The sequence below is a fragment of the Mesorhizobium sp. P3_A8 genome, assembly GCF_056402995.1.
Map to the genome: position 1 here is coordinate 148,191 of NZ_JBFUGI010000008.1, position 19,666 is coordinate 167,856.

The following is a 19,666-nucleotide window of genomic DNA, read 5'->3' on the forward strand; positions in this document are numbered from 1 at the left end:
CAAAGATGCACGGTCCCTGCATCCAATCCCTAGACGTCCGATCGCGCTTCGCACTGCGGTCGCAGCCATCCGACAACGAGTCAGCATATGGCTGCATCCCGCTGTTCAGGAATGATTTTCTCGAAATCATGATCTATTGTGGCGCACCATCGTTGAGGAAATAGCGCATGTCCGAAAAACCAGTTGATTCGCTCAGCGAAAGCGAGGCTGAAGTCGAACTCCAGCTTCTGGCCGAGGAGATCGCCGGGCACGACCGGCGCTACCATACCGAGGACGCGCCGACGATCACGGACGCAGAGTACGATGCGCTGCGGCGGCGCAACCTTGCCATCGAAGAGCGCTTTCCCGGCCTGGTGCGCGAGGATTCGCCCTCGCTCAGGGTGGGTGCCGCACCGGCGGAAGGCTTCACCAAGGTACGTCACGCGGTGCCGATGCTCAGCCTCGCCAAGGCCTATACCGACGAGGACGTCACCGATTTCATCGACCGCGGCCGGCGCTTCTTCGACCGCGACAAGGATCTCGACATTGCCTTCACCGCCGAGCCGAAGATAGACGGGCTGTCGGCATCGCTGCGCTATGAGAACGGTGTGTTCGTGCAGGGCGCAACGCGCGGCGACGGTGCTGTCGGCGAGGACATCACCGCCAATCTGAGAACCATCGCCGACATCCCCGCGAAGCTGAAAGGCTCGGGCTGGCCCGACACCATCGAGATACGTGGCGAGGTCTACATGACCTACGCGGAATTCGAGGCGCTGAAAGCACGCTCGGCCGCCGCCGGCGGTCAGGATTACGTCAATCCGCGCAACACGGCTGCCGGATCGCTGCGCCAGAAGGACGCCTCCGTCACCGCCAGCCGCAACCTCAAATTCTTCGCCTATGCCTGGGGCTTCACGACAGCAGATCCTGCCCCGACGCAGTACGGTGCGGTGCAAAAATTCGCCGATTGGGGCTTCAAGATCAGCCCTTTGATGGTGCGGGCGAAGTCGGCCGAGGAACTGGTCGCCCACTACCATCTGATCGAGGAGCAGCGCTCTTCGCTTGGCTATGACATAGACGGCGTCGTCTACAAGGTGGACCAGCTGGAGCTGCAGCGCCGCTGGGGTTTCGTCACCGGCGAGCCGCGCTGGGCGGTTGCGCACAAATTCCCGGCCGAACAGGCAATGACAACCGTGCAGAAGATCGACATCCAGGTCGGCCGCACCGGCACGCTGGCCCCGGTCGCGCGGCTTGCGCCCGTCACCGTCGGCGGTGTGGTGGTCGAGAACGTGACGCTGCACAATGAGGACTACATCAAGGGCTTCGACAGCAACGGCCTGCCGATCCGCGACGGCATAGACGTGCGCATCGGCGATACGGTGGTGATCCAGCGGGCAGGGGATGTCATCCCGCAGATCGTCAGCGTCGTCGTCGACAAGCGTCCGGCCGATGCCGTGCCTTACGAATTCCCGCATACCTGTCCGGTTTGCGGTTCACCGGCCACGCGCGAAATCAATGAGAAGACCGGCAAGGAAGACTCCCGCCGGCGCTGCACCGGCGAGCTGATCTGCGCCGCTCAGGCCGTGGAACGGTTGCGCCATTTCGTTTCGCGCGGGGCGCTCGATATCGAGGGTCTGGGCGCCGAAAACATCGACACCTTCTTCAATGCCGGGCTGATCAAGACGGCCGCCGATATTTTCACGCTCAGGGATCGTCGTCCCGCCGTCACCAAGGCGCTGGCCGAGCGGCGCGAGGAGCAGGCCAGACAGCGCGAGGCGGCATCCGGCAAGACGCGCAAGAATGTGCGCAGTGTCGAGGACCGCAACTATGAGGGCCTCGACAAGCTGTTTGCCGCCATCGATTCGCGCCGCGAGCCGGAACTCGATCGCTTCATCTTCGCACTCGGCATCCGCCATATCGGCGAGACGACGGCCGCCGTGCTTGCCAAAACCTTTTCCACCATCGAGGAGCTGATCCGTGTCGGCAAGGAGACAGCGGCGGCCGAGGATCCGCACACCGTCTTCCCATCGGTCAACGGCATTGGCGACACGGTGATCGATGCGCTGCGTGATTTCTTCGGCAATGAGCGCAATGACGACGTGCTCGACAAGCTACTCGGAGAGGTCAAGCCGAAGCCTTATATCGTCACCGTCTCTGCTGACAGCGAGGTTGCCGGCAAAACCATCGTCTTCACCGGCTCGCTGGAGAAGATGACACGCTCCGAAGCCAAGGCGATGGCCGAGCGTCTCGGCGCCAAGGTTGCCGGTTCGGTTTCGGCCAAGACCGACCTGCTGGTGGCCGGACCTGGTGCCGGCTCCAAGCTCAAGCTTGCCAGTGAACTCGGCGTCGAAGTCATCGACGAGGACACCTGGCTGCAGCGGGTCGGCAAGGCGTGATGGCATTCAAAGGCTTCGGCCCAAAAGCCATTCCATTCCTGAAGGCGCTGGACTTCCACCAGAGCCGGGAATGGTTTTTGGAGAACCGCGACCTGTTCGAACAGGAATTGCGCGATCCCCTTGGCGATCTCGTCGACACGCTGACGCAGCGCTTTGCAGAGGCGGGGCTCGGTCTGCGCGGTGACCGCAAGAAGTCGCTGTTCCGCATCAATCGTGATGTGCGATTCGCCAAGGACAAACGGCCGTACAACCGGCACGTCTCGGCGATCCTGTCGCCGGATGGCAGCAAGGCCGTGCAGGGCGTGTTCTACATCCATATCGGACTCGAGGGCTGCTTTGCCGGCGTCGCCTGGTGGCAGCCGGAGGCAGCGTTGCTGCTGGCGATGCGGCGGGCCATCGAGGTGTGGCCCGACAGGTTTCGCGCCATGGTGAAGGCGTTGAAGAAGAACGGCCTCGAGCTCGACGCCGAGGATCGCATGAAGCGTACGCCGCGCGGCTTCGAGCATGTCACCGACGAGGACCTTGTCGCCGCTATCCGCAACCGGCATTTTGCCGTTCGGCATGCGATCGATCCGGCGGATATTCATGGGCCGGAACTGGTCGAGGAGCTCGTCGATTTCGCCTTGCGCGCCAAGCCGCTGCTCGACTGGGGCAGGGCCATCGAGGGCAAAATCGCGAAGGACTAAGCCCCAACTCAAGCGCGGCGACGATCATTTCCGCTGATCGTTTGGCTCAAGCGAATTCGTGTGACAAGGCAAGGTATGCCACCTACATACCGCCACTCCCTTGTTGTTGTGCATGTCGTTATCCCAAATCCCACGCACTTTTGGGCGACATGCAGCAGGAGTGGCCGATGGCGACGGACGTGATCTCAGAGAGCAGCGGCAGAAGCGACTTCTGGCAAGGCGTGCGGCTCTCCATGCCTGTCGTGGTGGCGTCGGCGCCGTTCGCTGTGCTGTTCGGGGCGCTTGCCGTCGATCAGGGCTTCTCGGTGTTCGAGGCTTTCCTGATGAGCGCGCTGGTGTTCGGCGGCGCCAGCCAGATGGTCGGCATCCAGTTGTTTGGACAGCATGTCGCGCCGTGGCTGATCGTGCTGTCGATCTTCGCGGTCAACTTCCGTCATGTGCTCTACTCCGCCGGCATCGGCCGGCGCATCGCGCACTGGCCGGTCATCCAACAGGCACTCGGCTACTTCATCCTCACCGATCCGCAGTTCGCGGTGGCTGAGGCGAGGGCGCAATCCGGCCAGACCGTCGGCTTCGCCTGGTATCTGGGGCTCGGCCTGCCGGTCTATGTGTTCTGGGTGATCGAAAGCGCGCTCGGCGCGGTGTTCGGCAAGCTCATCCCCGACACCCACGCGCTGGGCATCGATTTCCTGTTGCCGATCTACTTTCTTGGCCTGGTGATGGGCTTCCGCAAGCGGCCGCTGTGGCTGCCGGTGGTCATCGCCAGTGCCTGTGCCTCGATCGTCGCCTACAAGACGGTCGGCTCGCCCTGGCACGTCTCGATCGGCGCCATTGCCGGAGTGCTGCTCGCCGTCATCCTGCCGCCGCATCATAGCGGCGTGGGAGAACGGCCATGAGCACGACTTTCTGGATCATCATCGCCGGCGCTGTCGCCACCTATCTGACGCGCATCGGCGGACATCTGGTCATCTCCCGCTTCGAAAACATCCATCCGCGCGTCGAGGCCGGCCTCAACGCCGTGCCGGCGGCGGTGCTGACGACGCTGGTGGCGCCGGAGCTGTTGAATGCCGGACCGGCGGAATGGGCAGCACTGGCCGTCACGGCCGTGGTTTCACTGCGCGGCGGGCTGATGTCGATGTTTCTGGCGGGGGCGGCGATGCTGATCCTGGCGCGGCAGTTCGTCGGATAATCCTGCGGGCGCGACCGTTTTCGAACGTTGGCGCTGCCCCTCATTGCCCTGCCGGGCATGCCCTCCGCTGTCGCTCCGGGCGTTCGTTGTTCGAAAAGCCAAACAGTTGGCTTTTCGTCCGTTGCGCGGACCACGCCTCACCCCCGTAAACGGGGAGAAAGAAGCTCACCTCAAATCTTGGCGTCGTGCGGCAAAGGCGCTGTCGCCTTCTCCAGCCAGGCCAGCGTTTCGCCGTCGAGCATCGGTCCGATCTCGGCCAGCACCCAGGCATGGTAGCCGTCGAGCCAATGCAGCTCCTCGCGCGTCAGCAGGTCTGACCGCACCAGCCTGACGTCGATCGGCGCCAGCGTCAGCGTCTCGAAACCGTGCATGGCGATGTCGCCGCCCTCGATCTGTTCGGCCGGCGTCACCAGGATCAGGTTCTCGATGCGGATGCCGTAAGAACCTTCCTTGTAGTAGCCGGGCTCGTTGGACAGCATCATGCCTTCGAGCAGCTTTTCGGTGCCGGTGCGGGCAATGCGCTGCGGGCCCTCATGCACGGCGAGATACGAGCCGACGCCATGGCCGGTGCCATGGGCGAAGTCGCAGCCATGCTTCCACAGCGCCATGCGGGCGACGGCGTCGATCTCGGAGCCGCGCGTGCCGGCAGGAAAGCGCAGCCTGGAAATGCCGATCATGCCTTTCAGCACCAGCGTGAAGCGTTCGCGCATTTCTTCGGTCGGCTGGCCGATCGGCACGGTGCGGGTGATGTCGGTGGTGCCATCCTGATACTGCGCGCCGGAATCGAGCAGGAACAGCTCGCCGGCCTGCAATTTGCGGCTGGTGGCGCGCGACACGCGGTAATGCATGATGGCGCCGTTCGGACCGGCGCCGGAAATGGTGTCGAAGGAGACGTCGCGCAGCGGCATCTGCGTTTCCTCGCCGGTCTGCCGGCGGCTCTCCTCTAGCCTGGTGACGACCGCGATCTCGTCGAGCGAGCCGGGCTTTTGCCGCTCCAGCCAGCACAGAAGCTTCGCCACCGCCGCACCGTCGCGGCGATGCGCGGCGCGCGAGCCGTTGATCTCGGCCTGGTTCTTGGTGGCGCGCGGGATGCGAGCCGGGTCGGGGCCGGCAACCACGGTGCCGCCATTGTCCTCGACCAGCATGCGCAGCCGGTCGGCCGCCAGCACCGGGTCGAGCGCGATCTTCGCGCCGCCCTTGGCAAACGCTGCGATCGCCGCTTCGAATTCGCCGGGCTCATGCAGATCGGCGAGCTGGGTGAGATAGGCCGCGACCTGGCGCGGGAATTTGCGCTTGTCCATGAACAGCTGGTGCGATCCGTCGGCGGCGAGGATGGCGAAGCCGAGCGCCAGCGGCGTGTGCGGCACGTCACCGCCACGGATGTTGAAGGCCCAGGCGATGGAGGAGGGGTCGGTCAGCACCGCATGGGTGGCGCCGTCCTTGCCGATCGCCGTCGCCAGCCGCGCCAGCTTGTCCTTGGCGAGCTCGCCGGCAAAGCCGATCGGGTGCAGTTCGACCGGGGCCACCGGCGCGGCGGGCTGATCCTTCCAGATGATGTCGATCGGGTTCCTGTCGAGGGGCACCAGAACGGCGCCGGTCTTGTCGGCCGAGGCCTGCAACGCCTTGACCTCGCCGATTGTGTGCAGCCATGGATCGAAGCCCAGCCGCGCGCCCTTGCCGATATTGTCCTTGAGCCAGACGGCGGGCGGGTTGTCGACCAGGCTTTCGATCGAAAAGATGTCGAGATCGACCTCGTTGCGCACCTGCAGTGTGTAGCGTCCGTCGACAAAGACGAAGGCGCGGTCGCGCAAAACGATGGCGACACCGGCCGAGCCGCTGAAGCCGGTCAGCCATTTCAGCCGTGCCGAACGATCGGCGACATATTCGCCTTGATGCTCGTCCGCACGCGGAACGATGAAACCGTCGAGGCCATTTGCGGCCAGCCACTGACGCAGCAGCGCCACGCGCGGCTTGCCGACGGAAGGGTCGCCCGCGGAATCGAAGGTCTGGAACATGATGGGCCTCCTGATGCTGGCCTGACCGTAGCCTATAGGCCCGGAAATCGGAATCGATTTCCGGCCGGCGCAAACTGCTATAGCGCCGCCTGGCTGACAACCAAATGGGGCTGGTCCAGCAGCACGAAGGCTGGGTTGTCGTTGTTCATCCCCGACACGACGCGGCATTGCCGCGCTGCCGCCAGCACCCGGGAATTGCAACCAGAAAAAGTCAGCAAAGGCTGCTTTTTGAGCGTGCGTCACTTCGCACGGCAAGTTATCTGGTTCGGGTTTTCTTGTTTGACCGCAAGGGGTGGGGCCTTCCGGTCAGGGTTGGTGCGGGGGAACCAATTCCGGCACGCTGTTGAAGCCATGATGCTGGCAGTGCGCCGCTTGCAGGATCGGTGTTGGACAAAGAGGACTATACGCTGAGCCAGTCAGTGGGCAAAAACGGTGCTTGTTCGCAGTCAGACATCTGGTGCGGCCAACTATTGATTGATGCAAATTCGCAACGGATTTGCTCTGATTTCTTGTCTAGGCTCTGTGTTGCTTGGTTCCGGTAATTTTTACGGCCTACATTCGCTTGTCTCTCGGCGGCGGTTTTCGTAGCGTCGCCATGGGCTTCAAGGGTCGATTCAGCCAAGGGATGGCTGGTCGGGGGATTTTCATGAGACATTCCGTTTCTACAGTGCGTGTCAAAGGCGAGGGCGAGGTGAACGAGCGGCCTGCGCGCTTGCTTCTGTCGTCCACGTCGCTCCCGGCTCTGCTGATTGCCGGGCTGATTGCGACCGCTGTAACGCCGATCATCTCCGGTGTCGCCTCGGCCGAGGATTTCGCTCACAACAGTGGCGATTGGGGTACGGCTGCGAACTGGACTCCCGCAACAGTTCCCAACGGCGTCGATGCGGTCGCGAACTTCAACCATGATGCGCCGGACCAGGGGCTCGGCTATACCGTTTTCCTGACTGGCGGACCCTATACGGTCGGCACGCTGAACTTGAATGCCACGAGCACCTCCGGCGGTTACCGGTTTTCAAGCGGCGTTTTGAATTTCCAGGCCTCCGGGCAGGCCGCGATCAACGTGCAGACGAACAATTTCATTCCCGATCTGGACGCCAGTGCCAGTTTCAATTTGGTCTCCGACACTGTCGTCACGGTCGATGCCGGTGCTCATTTTACGGCGGATGGAGTGATCTCGGGCGCAAGCCTCACCAAGAGCGGTGACGGCTTGCTGACCTTGAATGGCGCAAACACCTACACCGGCGGCACCAACCTCTATGGCGGCACGCTCAGCCTCGGCAACAACAACGCGCTGGGAACCGGCCTGCTTTCCGCCTTCAGTGGAACGGTGATCGATATCCAGGATGGCGTCACGATCAACAACGACCTGACCATCGATCTCAGCCAGACGATCAACGTCGGATCGGGGGCGACCGGAACCTATGCCGGTCAGATTTCGGACCTCAGCGATCCATCCGCGATCGTCAAGACCGGCGCCGGCACGCTCGTGCTCACCAACAACAACAGTTTCAGCTCCGGCGCTCGGATCGAGGCGGGAACGATCCGGGTCACGGCCGATCATGCGTTGGGTGTGGGTCCGATCACGCTCGACGGTGGCACGCTGCAGGCGGGTGCAAACCTCACCCTCCCCAATGTTTCGATCCTGTTCGGTGCCGCCGGCGGCACCATCGACACAAATGGCTTCGACGTCACCACGACCGCCAGCATGGGAGACGACAGCACGCCGAGCGGGACGTTTACCAAGACGGGGGCCGGAACGCTGACGGTGGACGGTTTCGCTGGCAACAACAACTATGCCACGGCCACCGATGTCGCCCAGGGCACGCTCAAGGCGGGCCTGTTCGCCGCCAACATTTTCAGCGCCAACAGCGCCTATACGATCGAAAGCGGTGCAACGCTCGATCTCAACAATTCCGACCAGGCGATCGGTTCGCTGGCCGGCGCCGGAGCGGTCAATGCCGGGACAGGCAAGCTGACGACCGGAGGCAACAACGGCTCAACGGTATTTTCGGGCATCATCACAGGCACCAACGGGCTGATCAAGGACGGGACGGGAACTTTCGAGTTGTCGGGCACGAACGCGTTGTCGGGCGGGTCCGAGGTGAAGGCCGGAACCTTGCTGGTCTCCGGTTCTCTGATCGGTTCGGCCGTTACAGTCGACAGCGGCGCCACGCTCGCCGGCGGCGGTTCGGTTGGCTCGATCGCTGTTTCCGGCACGGTTGCGCCCGGCAAGAATGGCATCGGCACGCTGGCGGTCTATGGCGACGCCAGTTTCGCATCCGGCTCGACCTATGCGGTGGAACTGAATGCCGCCGGCGCTACCGATCGGATTATTGCCGTAGGCACGGCAACCATAGCCCCAGGCGCCGGTTTGAGCGTGACCAATATCGGGCTGGACGGCCTGGTGGCGGGCTCCCACTACATAGTGCTTCAAGCCGCCAGCATCAGTGGAACCTTTACCCTCGTGGGCGATCCGCAGGTCTCCGCTTTCGTCCGTCTGAGCACCCACACCATCGCGACGCAGGCCTATGTCGACGTCACCCAAACGCAGACTTTCGGCTCGGCCGGCGTGACGCCGAACCAGATCGCTACGGGTGACGGGCTGGACAGCGCGGCCAGCAGCGCCTTGGTCAGCGCGGTGCTTGCCTTGCCGAGCGACGCGGCGGCACAGGCCGCCTTCGACCAGCTTTCCGGGGAAATCCATGCCTCGGCCAAGGGCATGCTGGTGCAGGACAGCCACTTCCTGCAAGACGCGGTGACGGCGCGCCTGCGCGCCGCCTTCGGCGACAGCGGCAAGACAGCCTCGCTGCCGGTCATGGCCTATGGCGAAGACGGCGTTCAGCCCGTTGCCGCCGACACCGACCGCTTCGCCATCTGGTCGCAGGGTTTTGGCTCCTGGGGCAGTACCGACAGCGACGGCAATGCGGCCCGATTCGATCGTTCGACAGGCGGCCTGCTCGTCGGCGCTGACGGCCTGGCCGGCGACTGGCGCATCGGCGCGGTCGGCGGCTACAGCCGCACCAGCTTCGATGCCGACGACAGGAACTCTTCCGGCGACAGCAACAATTACCATCTCGGCCTCTATGGCGGCACCAACTGGGGCGCCATCGCCTTCCGCACCGGTGCAGCCTACACTTGGCACCGGATCTCGACGTCGCGCTCCGTCGCATTCCAGGGCTTCACCGACAGCCTGTCGGCCGACTATGACGCCGCGACCGCGCAGGCCTTCGGCGAACTGGCCTACAAGACCGACGCCGGGCCGTTTGCCTTCGAGCCCTTCGCCAATCTCGCTTATGTCAATCTGCACACCGATGGTTTTGCGGAGAGTGGTGGCGCCGCGGCGCTGAGCAGCAGCAGTTCAACCACCGATGCGACCTTCACCACGCTCGGCGTCAGGGCGTCGACCGATGTCACCATCGGCGGCGTTGCGGCGACCGCGCGCGGCATGCTCGGCTGGCGCCATGCCTTCGGCGGTGTGACGCCACTATCGACCGTCGCCTTCGCGGGTGGTGACAGCTTCACCATTGCCGGTGTGCCGATCACCAGGGATGCGATGCTGGTCGAAGCCGGCTTCGACGTGCAATTGGCGCACAACGCCACGCTTGGCCTGTCCTATGCCGGACAGTTCGGGGCGGATGCCTTCGACAATGGGTTCAAGGCCAATCTGGGCATCAAGTTCTGAGGCTGGGACCGTTAAGGGCCGGCAACTGCCGCCGGCCTAATGCTTGAGGTGGATCGTCACCCAGCCCTCGCGATGCAGCGTGCGCACATGGCGGAAATTCTGGCCGACATAGGCCGAGATGACGGCGTCGCGCTGACGCTCGAGGATGCCTGACAGCACGATCGAGCCGCCAAGCGCGATATGCGCGGCCATTTGCGGCGCCAACCGCATCAGCGGCCGCGCCAAGATATTGGCGACGATGAGATCGAAGGGGCCGCGCTTGCCGAAGATCGGGTGGTGGAAGCCCGGCGCGGTCACTGTTTCGATCAACCCCTTGACGTGGTTGAGCCGTGCATTGGCGGCTGCGACCTTCACCGCCACCGGGTCGATGTCGGTGGCCAGCACCGGAATATGCGCGAGCTTGGCGACGGCAATCGCCAGCACGGCGCTGCCGGTGCCGAGGTCGAGCGCATTGCGCGGGTGCTCGCGCCGCACAACTTTCTCCAGCATTTCCAGGCAGCCGGCGGTGGTGCCGTGATGGCCGGTGCCGAAGGCGAGGCCCGCTTCGATCTCGATGGCGAGTTCGCCGCTGTGGCGCTTCGTGCGATCATGCCCGCCATGGACGAAGAAACGGCCGGCGCGCACCGGCTTCAGGCCTTCCAGCGAATGCACGACCCAGTCGATGTCGGGCAGTGCCTCGCGCCCGATCGGCTTCGATAGAGCGAGGCCGGCGAGAACGTCCTTCATCCGCGCCTCGACCGCATCGACGTTGCCGTCGGTATAAAGCGAGACTTCGTGGATATCCTGGTCCTCGTCGACCTCGATCACGGCGATCGGCAGGCCTTCATCCTCGAAGGCCATTTCGAGCGCCGCGAAGACGCGTTCAGCCTCAATCTTGCCGGTGGTGAAAAAAAGCCGCGTCTGGGTCATGGAGTCTGTATCAACCCTTGGCCGCGAGGCGCTTCAGCTTTTCGACCGCGGTGCTGGCGCTTTCGCCGTAGGCGATCGTGCCGGCAAAGTCGCCCTTGGCGTTGAGCAGCAGCACCGAGGCCGTGTGATCCATCGTGTAGTCGCCGTCGCCGGTGTCGACCTTCTTCCAGTAGATGCCGAACGATTTGGCCATGGCATGGACCTTGTCCGGGTCGCCCGTAATGCCGGTGATGCGGTCGGAGAAGTTGCTGACATAGGCGTTCATCACCGCCGGCGTGTCACGCTCCGGGTCGACCGAGACGAAATAGGGATGCAGGGGCTTGCCTTCGTCGCCGAGCGTCTTCAGCCAGCCGGAGAGTTCGAACAGCGTGGTCGGGCAGACTTCCGGGCAATGGGTAAAGCCGAAGAAGACGACGCTGGGCTGTCCACGGAAGGCGGCTTCGGTGATCGGTGCGCCTTTCTGGTCGACCAAAGTGAAGGGGGCGCCGAACGGCTCGCCGCCATAATGGCCGCGATACCAGTCGAAGGTTAGCCAGCCGATGCCGGCCGCCATCAGGACGAGAATGCCGACCAGGATAGAACGCATCATCAGAAAAGTCCGTCTGCAGAAATCATCGCGCCGGCTCAATGCCGCGCCGGTGCGACAGTCTTAGCGGTTCGACCCTGCGCAGGCAAAGTGCCGCGTTGCCGCAACCGCGGTGGTGTTGACGCTTGTGCTTGCAAAGCCGCACAACGCGTCCCACCTGAGACCGGCAACTCGAACCGCAGGAGGGTCCTTTGCTCGAATTGATTGTACGCCAACGGATTAGGCGCAAACTGATCGGCGGCGCCGTGGCCGCTTGCGTTGTGCTGGCCGCCGGTGGTGCCGTCGCCGAGGAAGTCGGCAAGGTCGGCGTCGACTGGCTCGGCAATGACATCATCGTCGAGTCGATCAAGGACCCGAAGGTGGAGGGCGTGACCTGCCACGTTTCCTATTTCGATCGCGGCATCATCGACCGCCTGCACAAGGGCAACTGGTTCGAGGATCCCTCCGATTCCTCGATCTCGTGCCGTCAGACTGGGCCGATTACCATCGGCGACATCGACATGAGCGAGGGCGGCGAAGAGGTTTTCAAGCAAGGCATCAGCCTGATCTGGAAGAAGCAGGTGGTGAACCGCATCTACGACAAGGCCAACGAGACGTTGATCTATCTCTCGCATTCGCGCCAGGTGCAGAACGGCTCGGCCAAGATGTCGGTCACCACGGTGCCGCTCTACGGCCAGAACGTGGTGTGGAGCAATGGCAAGCCGAAATAAGCGGGTATGGCGTCTTTTGTGCTGATTGGCCCCACGGACAATTGCTCCCTGCCTTGCAGGAGCAATTGCCCTGAAGTAAAGCCGCCGCATGGACCGTTCCGAAAACCTTGTCCTGAAAGATCCCGAGCCGCGCATCCATCCGACCGCGGAGTTGAAGGCGTGTAAGCTCGGCCGCTACGCTTCGATCGGCGAGCGGGTGGTGCTGCGCGAGGTGAGCGTCGGCGATTTCTCCTATTTCGAACGCCATTCGGAAGCCATCTACACAAGCATCGGCAAATTCTGCTCGGTCGCCGCCAACAGCCGCATCAATGCGCTGGAACATCCGATCGAAAGGTTGACCCAGCACAAGGTCAGCTATCGGCCGAACGAGTATTTCCGCTGGCTGGGTGTCGATGCCGCGTTCCGCGAGCGGCGGCAGGCGAAAGCCGTGACCATTGGTCATGACGTCTGGGTCGGCCACGGCGCGGTGATCATGCCTGGCATCACCATCGGCAATGGCGCCGTCATCGGCGCCAACGCTGTGGTGACGCAGGACGTGCCGTCCTACTCGATCGTCGCCGGCGTGCCGGCGAAGCCGCTCAGGCCGCGCTTTGTCCCTAACATAGCGGCGCGGATCGAAGCGCTCGCCTGGTGGGACTGGCCGGTCGAGAAACTCGCCAGGGCGGTTCCCGACATCCAGTCCATGCCGATCGAGGCCTTCCTCGATCGTTGGGAAAACGACGCCGTTTAGGGCAATTCCAGGAAAAAGTGTACCGTCTTGGACCGATCGGCGCTTTCGGGGAACCCTGCTTCGCGCACTCCGGACTGAAACCCCTTCCGCCATGCGGGGGTGGCGCAGCGGAAGGGGCTGGAGGTAAACCGCCGTGAAGCGGATGGAACAGGCTCTCTTGCCTGCATGGTTACTATGACATTGAACCGATAAGGTGTGTTTTCCCCTGCATGCTCGCTTTGCGTGTATTCAATTGCGCCTGGTGTATTTGTTGCCGGCGGGAACCTGGAACGGTTGCCGGATGTTTCTCATCGCCAGCCATTCAGGGATTTCGACAGATGGAAAAGCTTTTCACCAGGATCGCCAACTGGGTCGCCCACATAACCGGCCTGCCGCTGACTTTTGCCGCCTGCTGCTTGATCGTCGTCGTCTGGGCGGTGAGCGGGCCGTTTTTCGGTTTCTCCGACACCTGGCAATTGGTGATCAACACCGGCACGACCATCATCACATTCCTGATGGTGTTCCTGATCCAGAACACCCAGAACCGCGACGGCGCGGCAATCCAGGCCAAGCTCGATGAGTTGATCCGGGTCAGCGAGGGCCACAACCATTTCATCGGCATCGAGCACCTGACGGAATCCGAGGTCGAGGAGATCCGTAACAAGTGCGAGCGGGCAGCGAAGCGGCATGACGAGAAGATCGCCACCATGGCCGCAAAGAAGGCAGTGACGCAAAAACGGGCTCCGAAAAAGCGCGCGGCTTGAGGGCTTGCAGATCAGCCCTTGATGAAGGCCGCGAAAGCATCCTTGTGGTCCGGATGCCAGCGCGACAAAGCAGGGCGGTTTTCGATGACGTCGCCGATCGCCCAGGCCATGCGCTTCTCGTCCAGCGGCCGTGTCACATCATTGTCCGGGCACAGGATGTAGAAGTCGCCCCCGACCAGGGATTCCAGCATGAAATCAACGACCTGCTCGCCGGTCCAGGCGCCGGCGGGCCTTTCCGTCGCACCTTCGGTGAGGCCGGTATAGGTGAAGCCGGGGATCAGCAGATGCGCCGACAGGCGGGCGCCGGGCTCGTTGCGCAGTGCATGCGCCAGGCCCTCGGTGAATGTCTTCACGCCGGCCTTGGAGACATTGTAGGCGAGGTTGCCGGGCGGCGTGGTGATGCCTTGCTTGGAACCGGTGTTGATGATCAGGCCCGGCCTGGCCGACGCCAGCATGCGCGGCGCGAAGGCCTCGACGCCATGCACGACACCCCAGAAATTAATATCGAGCAGCCGTTTCCAGGCATCGCGGTTTTCCCAGGGTTTTCCCGGATTGTCGCCGACACCGGCATTGTTCATCAGCAGCGAGACCTCGCCGAAGGCGCCGAATGCCCGGTCGGCGAGACGGTCGACCTCGTCGGCCTTCGACACATCCGATACAACGGCAAGCACGGCGTCGTCGCCGGCAATGGCCGAGATGGCGCGGGAGGCATCGTCAAGGCGGGTGCCGCCAATGTCGGCGAGCACGATCTTCATGCCCATGAGCGCAAACCGCTTGGCGGCTGCCAGACCGATGCCGCTGGCGGCGCCGGTGATGACGGCGGTGTTACCTTTGCCAAGCGCGGGCAGGGCGGTCTGGATTTCGGCGTCTGTGATCATGAGCAACGGGATCCTTTTCTCGATGGCGCCGAACTTAGCGCCGGAACGGGGTTGTGCAAGCCTCCGTCAGCACCTGTTCGGGTTGACCAGTCCGGTCGAGGCTGCGCATGTTGCCCCGCAGAATGGAGATCTTCGATTGACGGACTGGGTTGCAATTCTGAAGGAGCAGACCGCCACCGGCGACCAGATGGGGCGCGAGGTGCCGCAGATGCTGGCCAACCCCGATATCAGCGAAGCCCAGGTCAAGACACTGTTCGCCGCGCTGGAAAAACAGGCCGAGTTCGTCGAGAAACTGCGCATGGCGCTGGAGAAATTCGGCCATGATTTCTCGATCATCAAGGCAGCCGAACGGTTGGAAGAGCTCTACGCCGACCTTGCCGCGTCGGTGGCGGAAATGCTGAAGGCGATGCGTAAATAGCTGTTTTTACAACTATTTTTCGAGAACGCGCGAAAAACGCGTATCCGGCACAAGCCACACCAGGGCCACGGCAACATAGAGCCCCACACCGATCCACCGGTTGAGGAAGGTCAACGCAATGGCCAGTATGTAGACAGTGAGCGAAATCCGTCCCTTGCGGTCGCTGCCGATTGCCTTGGCGAAGGCAGTGTCTTGTCCATGCAGGCGATGCAGCGCGGCGGCCAGAAGCGTATAGGCGATGGCGCACAGCACCAGATCGAAACCGTAGACCGCAACCGGAACCGTGGCGAAATGGTTCTCGCCCATGAAGGCGGTCGTCACCGGTATCAAGGACAGCCAGAACAACAGATGCAGGTTTGCCCACAGCACGCGGCCGTCGACGCGCTGCACGGCATGGAACATGTTGTGCAGATTGTTCCAGTAGATGCCGACATTGATGAACGAAAGCACGTAACAGAAGAAGATCGGCAATTGCGGCACCAGGGCCGAGAAATCCTCGCCATGGGGGACTTTCAGCTCAAGCACCATGATGGTGATGATGATGGCGACCACGCCATCGGTGAATGCCTCGACCCTGCCTTTGCCCATAGAATCCCCCGATTGTCTGGTAAAATCTACGCGATGGTTGGACGTGCGGCTACCCGCCATGTGGCTGGCCGAACGGCGGATGGCCCGCACCTTGTCCAGGGGACTCGCGGAGGTGTGCCAAATCGTTCAGCCGTTCGGCGTCTCGGGCGCCATGTTGGCGCGCCCACGCGGCACGCCAAGCCCGGTATCCGGCGGTTCGCCGGCGGCCGGCCTGTTTTCGATCATGTGCAAAGTGCGCCAGCCGCCGAAGCGGTAATAGGCCGCGGCCAGCACCAGCGAAGTGATCGAGCCGGCCGGGAAACTCCACCACAGCGCTTCCTCGCCGATCACGCCACGCATGAAATAGGCAAAGCCGGTGCGCACGAAGAGCACCGAAATCACCAGGATGATCAGCGGCGGCATCACCGCACCGGTGGCGCGCACGGTGGCGAACAGCACGATGGTAATGCCGAACAGGATGAACGACCAGGACGCCGCAGAGTTGATGTGGGCGGCGATATCGATCGCGGCGCTGTCGCTGCTCAGGAACAGGCTGAGGATCGAGCGGTCGAAGAGCCACAGCAAGGCGACCAGGGCACCCGTCAGGACGAGGTTGAAGCCGACGCCGGAGGCGGCGATGCGGCCGATCCGGTCCCAGCGGCCGGCACCGACATTCTGCGCCGCCATCGAGGAGACCGCGGCTCCGATGGCCAGGGCCGGCATCTGGATGTAGGTCCATAGCTGTGCGGCGATGCCGTAGGCGGCGGCGACCTGCGAACCGTAGGAATTGACGATGCCCATCACCGTCAATGCCGCCGCCGAGATGACGATCATCTGCAGGCCCATCGGCACGCCCTTGAAGACGATTATGCGCAGCAAAGCCGGATCGGGGCGCAGCAGAGCGAGATTGGCGCCCGCCAGCCGCAGCGGATGCTTGCGTGCATAGAGCACGACAAGAATGGCGATGACGCTCACCGTCTGGCCGATCAGCGTCGACGTGGCGGAGCCGGCAATACCGAGTTCCGGGAAGGGCCCGATGCCGCGGATCAGCAGTGGGTTGAGCACGATATCAAGGACGACAGCCAACGCCATGAAGAAGAAGGGCGTGCGCGAATCGCCGGCACCGCGCAGCACGGTCATGACGAAGGACAGAAGGTTCATCATCGGCACGGCGACGAAGATGATGCGCAGATAGGAACGCGCCAGCGGCAAGGCGTCCGCCGGTGTGCCGAGCGTGTTGAGGATGGCGTCGACCCAGATCCAGCCGCAGACGGCGAAGACAATGGAGACGAGGAAGAAGAAGGTGGCGCTGGTGCCGACGATGCGGCGCGCCTCGGGCAGGTCGCGGGCGCCGACCGACTGCGCCACCAGGATGGTCGCCGCCATGCCGATGCCGAACACCGTGCCCAGGATCAGGAACAGCACGAGGTTGGCGTTGGAGGTCGCGGTCAGCGCCGATTCGCCGAGAAAGCGGCCGACCCAGACGGCATTGATCGACCCGTTGAGCGACTGCAGCACGTTGGAGCCCAGCACCGGCAAGGCAAACAGCAGCAGCGTGCGCGGGATCGGGCCGCTGGTCAGGTCGCCGGTGCGCCGGCGCGTGGGCATTTTTTCGGTCATGGCTGAAGGCCTGTCTCGAGTCCGGTCCGTGATGATTGCCGATTCAACGAGACAGGTCGATGCGGCGTCGGAAAATTCCGCAGGCGTGTCTCGATCTAATCATGTTCTCAAAGCTCCCGGAATGGGCTATTGATCCCCCGGGGGCGTGGGGCCCGCATTGCTTACCAGATCTTATGAATAGCCGGGGGGTTCATGTCCGATAGTCCGCTGTTTTCCGAGCGCCTGAGCCGGCGTGCGTTTCTTGGTGCGTCCGCCTTGGGCGCGGCCGCCGTGGCTGTTTCAGGATGCACCACGACGGAGGTGGTGACGCCGCCGCCAGTCGCAGCGGCGGCGCCCGAGCCTGCGCTCGGCGATACCGCAACAATGTATACCGCGCGCACCGATGAGGGCTTTCAACTGCCGGCCATCCCGGTGGCCAAGCTCGATCCGAAGTTCGTACGCCAGATCGTGGCCGACCCGACCGGAGAAAAACCAGGCACGATCGTCGTCGATGTCTCCGAGCATTTCCTCTATCTGGTGCGCGACGGCGGCAAGGCCATCCGTTACGGCGTCAGCTTAGGGAAGGCCGGTTTCGGCTGGACCGGCAGCGCCGTGATCCAGGCGAGGAAGAAATGGCCGGTGTGGACGCCGCCGCCGGAAATGATCAAGCGCCGGCCGGAACTGGCGAAATACAGGGATGGCATGCCGCCCGGTCCGCAGAGCCCGCTCGGCGCCCGCGCGCTCTATCTCTTCCGCGACGGCAAGGACACGATGTACCGGCTGCACGGCACGCCGGAGTGGGATTCCATCGGCAAGAACGCATCGTCGGGCTGTGTGCGTTTCATGAACCAGGACATCATCGACCTCTACAGCCGCGTCAACGGCCCCGCCCAGGTCTTCGTGCGTCCCAATTTGTCGGCTGCCGGCAAGATCATGGCCGTGTCGAGCAGGACGGCCGAACCGATCGATGCGGGCGTACCGAAGGACGCGGAGCTCTTGAAGTAGTCTGCACGAGCCGTGAAGGCGGACGCGTCAAGCGCGCCCGCCTGGATAGGGGTGGTTACTTCTTGGCCAGACCCGGCAGCGTGACCTGATAGACCAGGAACATGGTGTCGACATTGGCGCCGTCATCGGCCTTGTAGGGCGCGCCGACCTGGAAGCCGTCCTGGGCCAGGAAGTCGTTGTCATTGGCGACGAACAGGAAGTAGTCGTCGGGCAGCTTCGGATCGAGCACGCTGGCCAGCGACATTGCTTCCCATTTCTCGGACAGGTTGTTGTGGTCGTTCGGCGCGCCATTGTGCAGGCCGAAGCGATTAAGCTGCGCATTGTCGTTGATGTCGATGAACGGCGTCAGCTTGGCCGGCGTCACCGACGGATCGAGCACGCCCTTGGGAGCGACCGGCTTGTCGGCGGCATCGAAGGCGCCGCCGGCAATGTCGGTCGCGGCTGAAAAGTCGACGACGAAGATCTGGCGCAGCAGCGAGGTGTCGCCCTTCAGGCCCTGGCCGTTGCCGCTGTCGCGCGCCAGCATCAGGAAGGATGTGTCCGACAGCGCCACGATCTCGCTTTGCGCGGCGATCTTGGTCTTGCCCTTGGCGTCCTTGAACACCGGCAGCGGCACGACATATTCATGCGCCAGCTTGAGATGGGCGAGGTCGGAGGTGTCATAGACCAGCGCCCGCGTGTTCTGCCGGGTCGAAGCGGAATCGCCGCCATCCTGCCTGGTCGCCGACTGCAACACGGCGATCAGGAACTTGCCGTCCGGCGTCATCGCCATGCCTTCGAGACCCTGGTTGTTCTGGCGGCCGGTCTCGGGATCCTTCGGATCGGGTTCGGCAGCACCTGGACCGGGATTGTCCGAGGAGAAGTTTGGCGCGCCCTTGCGCGTCGGCACCAGGGCTGCCGGCGGCTGGGTCGCCGACAGCAGGCGGCCCTCTGCGGAGAATCGGTAGATGTTGGGGCCATATTCGTCGGAGATGAACATCGAGCCGTCGGGCAGCCGCACGATCGCCTCGTTGTCGAGGGCGAGCTTGCCATTGGTGGCGGCGGGCAGCATCGGCATGTCGCCGGCGGCGCCACGCACATCCGACAGCGGATCGAGGCCGGTGGCATCAGCGCCCTTGTCGTCGGTCAAAAGCATGGTGTCGGCAAGCGTCGCCTTGACTGCAGTCTGTTCCTGGCCGGCGGTGCCTGGTGCCGCCGGGGTGAACTCGATGCCGATGGTGTTGAGGCGTGGCCGGTAATCGGTGGTGCCGGCGACATTGTAGCCGCGATCCGGCAGCAGCCAGAGCGACCCTTTGTAGGTGCCCGCATCATGCGTCCAGCTTGATGTGTCGATCGCCATGCCGGAACCCGAGCCGAAGGTCTCGCCGAACTTGTCGCGCTGGGCGGCCGGGATGCGGCCGACGCCGACTAGACCCTTGTTGACGAGGACGGTCGCGGTGCTGTCGGCAAGCGCGGGAGTGAAGGCGGTGAACAAGGCCAGCGCGACGCCGAGCGAGGCGGTTCGGTACGGATGTTTCATGGATATCCTCTTGAGACGGATGTGCCGGAGCGGCCGAAGATCGAAAATCTGAAAGAGG

The 19,666-nt window shown here is 63.4% G+C and carries 17 protein-coding genes; 10 read left to right on the forward strand and 7 right to left on the reverse strand.

Translation table 11 applies throughout. From position 1 onward, the window contains the following. The first annotated feature begins 167 nt into the window (after window positions 1-167). The 4 genes from ligA to AC1DX4_RS20085 all read left to right on the forward strand — a co-directional run bounded on the left by ligA (window position 168) and on the right by AC1DX4_RS20085 (window position 4,247). Entirely contained in the window at window positions 168-2,372 is a 2,205-nt protein-coding gene (gene ligA / locus AC1DX4_RS20070; RefSeq protein WP_477221938.1) for an NAD-dependent DNA ligase LigA, read from the forward strand. Continuing rightward, the gene (locus tag AC1DX4_RS20075; RefSeq protein ID WP_477221939.1) at window positions 2,369-3,058 is read left to right on the forward strand and encodes a DUF2461 domain-containing protein; all 690 of its coding nucleotides are present in this window, start codon (window positions 2,369-2,371) and stop codon (window positions 3,056-3,058) included. The genes ligA and AC1DX4_RS20075 overlap by 4 nt, the downstream gene beginning before the upstream one ends. Window positions 3,059-3,225: 167 nt before the next feature. Next, a complete protein-coding gene (locus AC1DX4_RS20080; RefSeq protein ID WP_477221940.1) occupies window positions 3,226-3,954 on the forward strand; it encodes an AzlC family ABC transporter permease in 729 nt (242 codons plus the stop codon). Next, a complete protein-coding gene (locus AC1DX4_RS20085; RefSeq protein WP_477221941.1) occupies window positions 3,951-4,247 on the forward strand; it encodes an AzlD family protein in 297 nt (98 codons plus the stop codon). Before AC1DX4_RS20080 ends, AC1DX4_RS20085 begins: the two co-directional genes overlap by 4 nt. A gap of 170 nt (window positions 4,248-4,417) precedes the next feature. Here AC1DX4_RS20085 and AC1DX4_RS20090 read toward each other — a convergent pair whose 3' ends face one another. Then, a complete protein-coding gene (locus AC1DX4_RS20090; protein WP_477221942.1) occupies window positions 4,418-6,262 on the reverse strand; it encodes an aminopeptidase P family protein in 1,845 nt (614 codons plus the stop codon). Window positions 6,263-6,908: 646 nt separating this feature from the next. On the opposite strand from AC1DX4_RS20090, the gene AC1DX4_RS20095 reads away from it, so the two are divergent. After that, on the forward strand, window positions 6,909-9,944 hold the full coding sequence (locus AC1DX4_RS20095) for an autotransporter outer membrane beta-barrel domain-containing protein (protein WP_477221943.1): 3,036 nt from the start codon (window positions 6,909-6,911) through the stop codon (window positions 9,942-9,944). A 36-nt stretch (window positions 9,945-9,980) separates the two neighbouring features. Here AC1DX4_RS20095 and AC1DX4_RS20100 read toward each other — a convergent pair whose 3' ends face one another. Both AC1DX4_RS20100 and AC1DX4_RS20105 read right to left on the reverse strand, forming a co-directional pair. Continuing rightward, the gene (locus AC1DX4_RS20100) at window positions 9,981-10,853 is read right to left on the reverse strand and encodes a 50S ribosomal protein L11 methyltransferase (protein WP_477221944.1); all 873 of its coding nucleotides are present in this window, start codon (window positions 10,851-10,853) and stop codon (window positions 9,981-9,983) included. A gap of 10 nt (window positions 10,854-10,863) precedes the next feature. Continuing rightward, window positions 10,864-11,442 carry an SCO family protein gene (locus AC1DX4_RS20105; RefSeq protein ID WP_477221945.1) on the reverse strand — a complete coding sequence of 193 codons (579 nt, stop codon included), beginning with the start codon at window positions 11,440-11,442 and terminating at the stop codon, window positions 10,864-10,866. 188 nt (window positions 11,443-11,630) lie between these two features. Here AC1DX4_RS20105 and AC1DX4_RS20110 point away from each other — a divergent pair, with 188 nt between their 5' ends. From AC1DX4_RS20110 to AC1DX4_RS20120, 3 genes are all read left to right on the forward strand, one after another. Further along, entirely contained in the window at window positions 11,631-12,149 is a 519-nt protein-coding gene (locus AC1DX4_RS20110; RefSeq protein WP_477221946.1) for a CreA family protein, read from the forward strand. An 88-nt stretch (window positions 12,150-12,237) separates the two neighbouring features. Further along, window positions 12,238-12,879: a transferase hexapeptide repeat family protein gene (locus tag AC1DX4_RS20115; RefSeq protein WP_477221947.1), complete on the forward strand. Its 642-nt coding sequence runs from the start codon at window positions 12,238-12,240 to the stop codon at window positions 12,877-12,879. Window positions 12,880-13,196: 317 nt separating this feature from the next. Then, entirely contained in the window at window positions 13,197-13,622 is a 426-nt protein-coding gene (locus AC1DX4_RS20120) for a low affinity iron permease family protein (protein ID WP_477221948.1), read from the forward strand. 11 nt (window positions 13,623-13,633) lie between these two features. On the opposite strand, the gene AC1DX4_RS20125 is transcribed toward AC1DX4_RS20120, so the two are convergent. After that, entirely contained in the window at window positions 13,634-14,500 is an 867-nt protein-coding gene (locus AC1DX4_RS20125; RefSeq protein ID WP_477221949.1) for an SDR family NAD(P)-dependent oxidoreductase, read from the reverse strand. Between the two features lie 136 nt (window positions 14,501-14,636). Here AC1DX4_RS20125 and AC1DX4_RS20130 point away from each other — a divergent pair, with 136 nt between their 5' ends. Continuing rightward, entirely contained in the window at window positions 14,637-14,918 is a 282-nt protein-coding gene (locus tag AC1DX4_RS20130; RefSeq protein WP_477221950.1) for a hypothetical protein, read from the forward strand. Between the two features lie 12 nt (window positions 14,919-14,930). Here the strand turns inward: AC1DX4_RS20130 and AC1DX4_RS20135 are convergent, their stop codons facing one another. After that, window positions 14,931-15,506 carry a TMEM175 family protein gene (locus tag AC1DX4_RS20135; protein ID WP_477221951.1) on the reverse strand — a complete coding sequence of 192 codons (576 nt, stop codon included), beginning with the start codon at window positions 15,504-15,506 and terminating at the stop codon, window positions 14,931-14,933. Between the two features lie 126 nt (window positions 15,507-15,632). After that, window positions 15,633-17,105, reverse strand: a complete 1,473-nt coding sequence (locus AC1DX4_RS20140) for an MATE family efflux transporter (RefSeq protein WP_477221952.1) — start codon at window positions 17,103-17,105, stop codon at window positions 15,633-15,635. A gap of 192 nt (window positions 17,106-17,297) precedes the next feature. On the opposite strand from AC1DX4_RS20140, the gene AC1DX4_RS20145 reads away from it, so the two are divergent. Then, entirely contained in the window at window positions 17,298-18,089 is a 792-nt protein-coding gene (locus tag AC1DX4_RS20145) for a L,D-transpeptidase (RefSeq protein WP_477221953.1), read from the forward strand. Between the two features lie 55 nt (window positions 18,090-18,144). Here AC1DX4_RS20145 and AC1DX4_RS20150 read toward each other — a convergent pair whose 3' ends face one another. Next, on the reverse strand, window positions 18,145-19,608 hold the full coding sequence (locus AC1DX4_RS20150; RefSeq protein ID WP_477221954.1) for an esterase-like activity of phytase family protein: 1,464 nt from the start codon (window positions 19,606-19,608) through the stop codon (window positions 18,145-18,147). Window positions 19,609-19,666 lie beyond the last annotated feature (58 nt).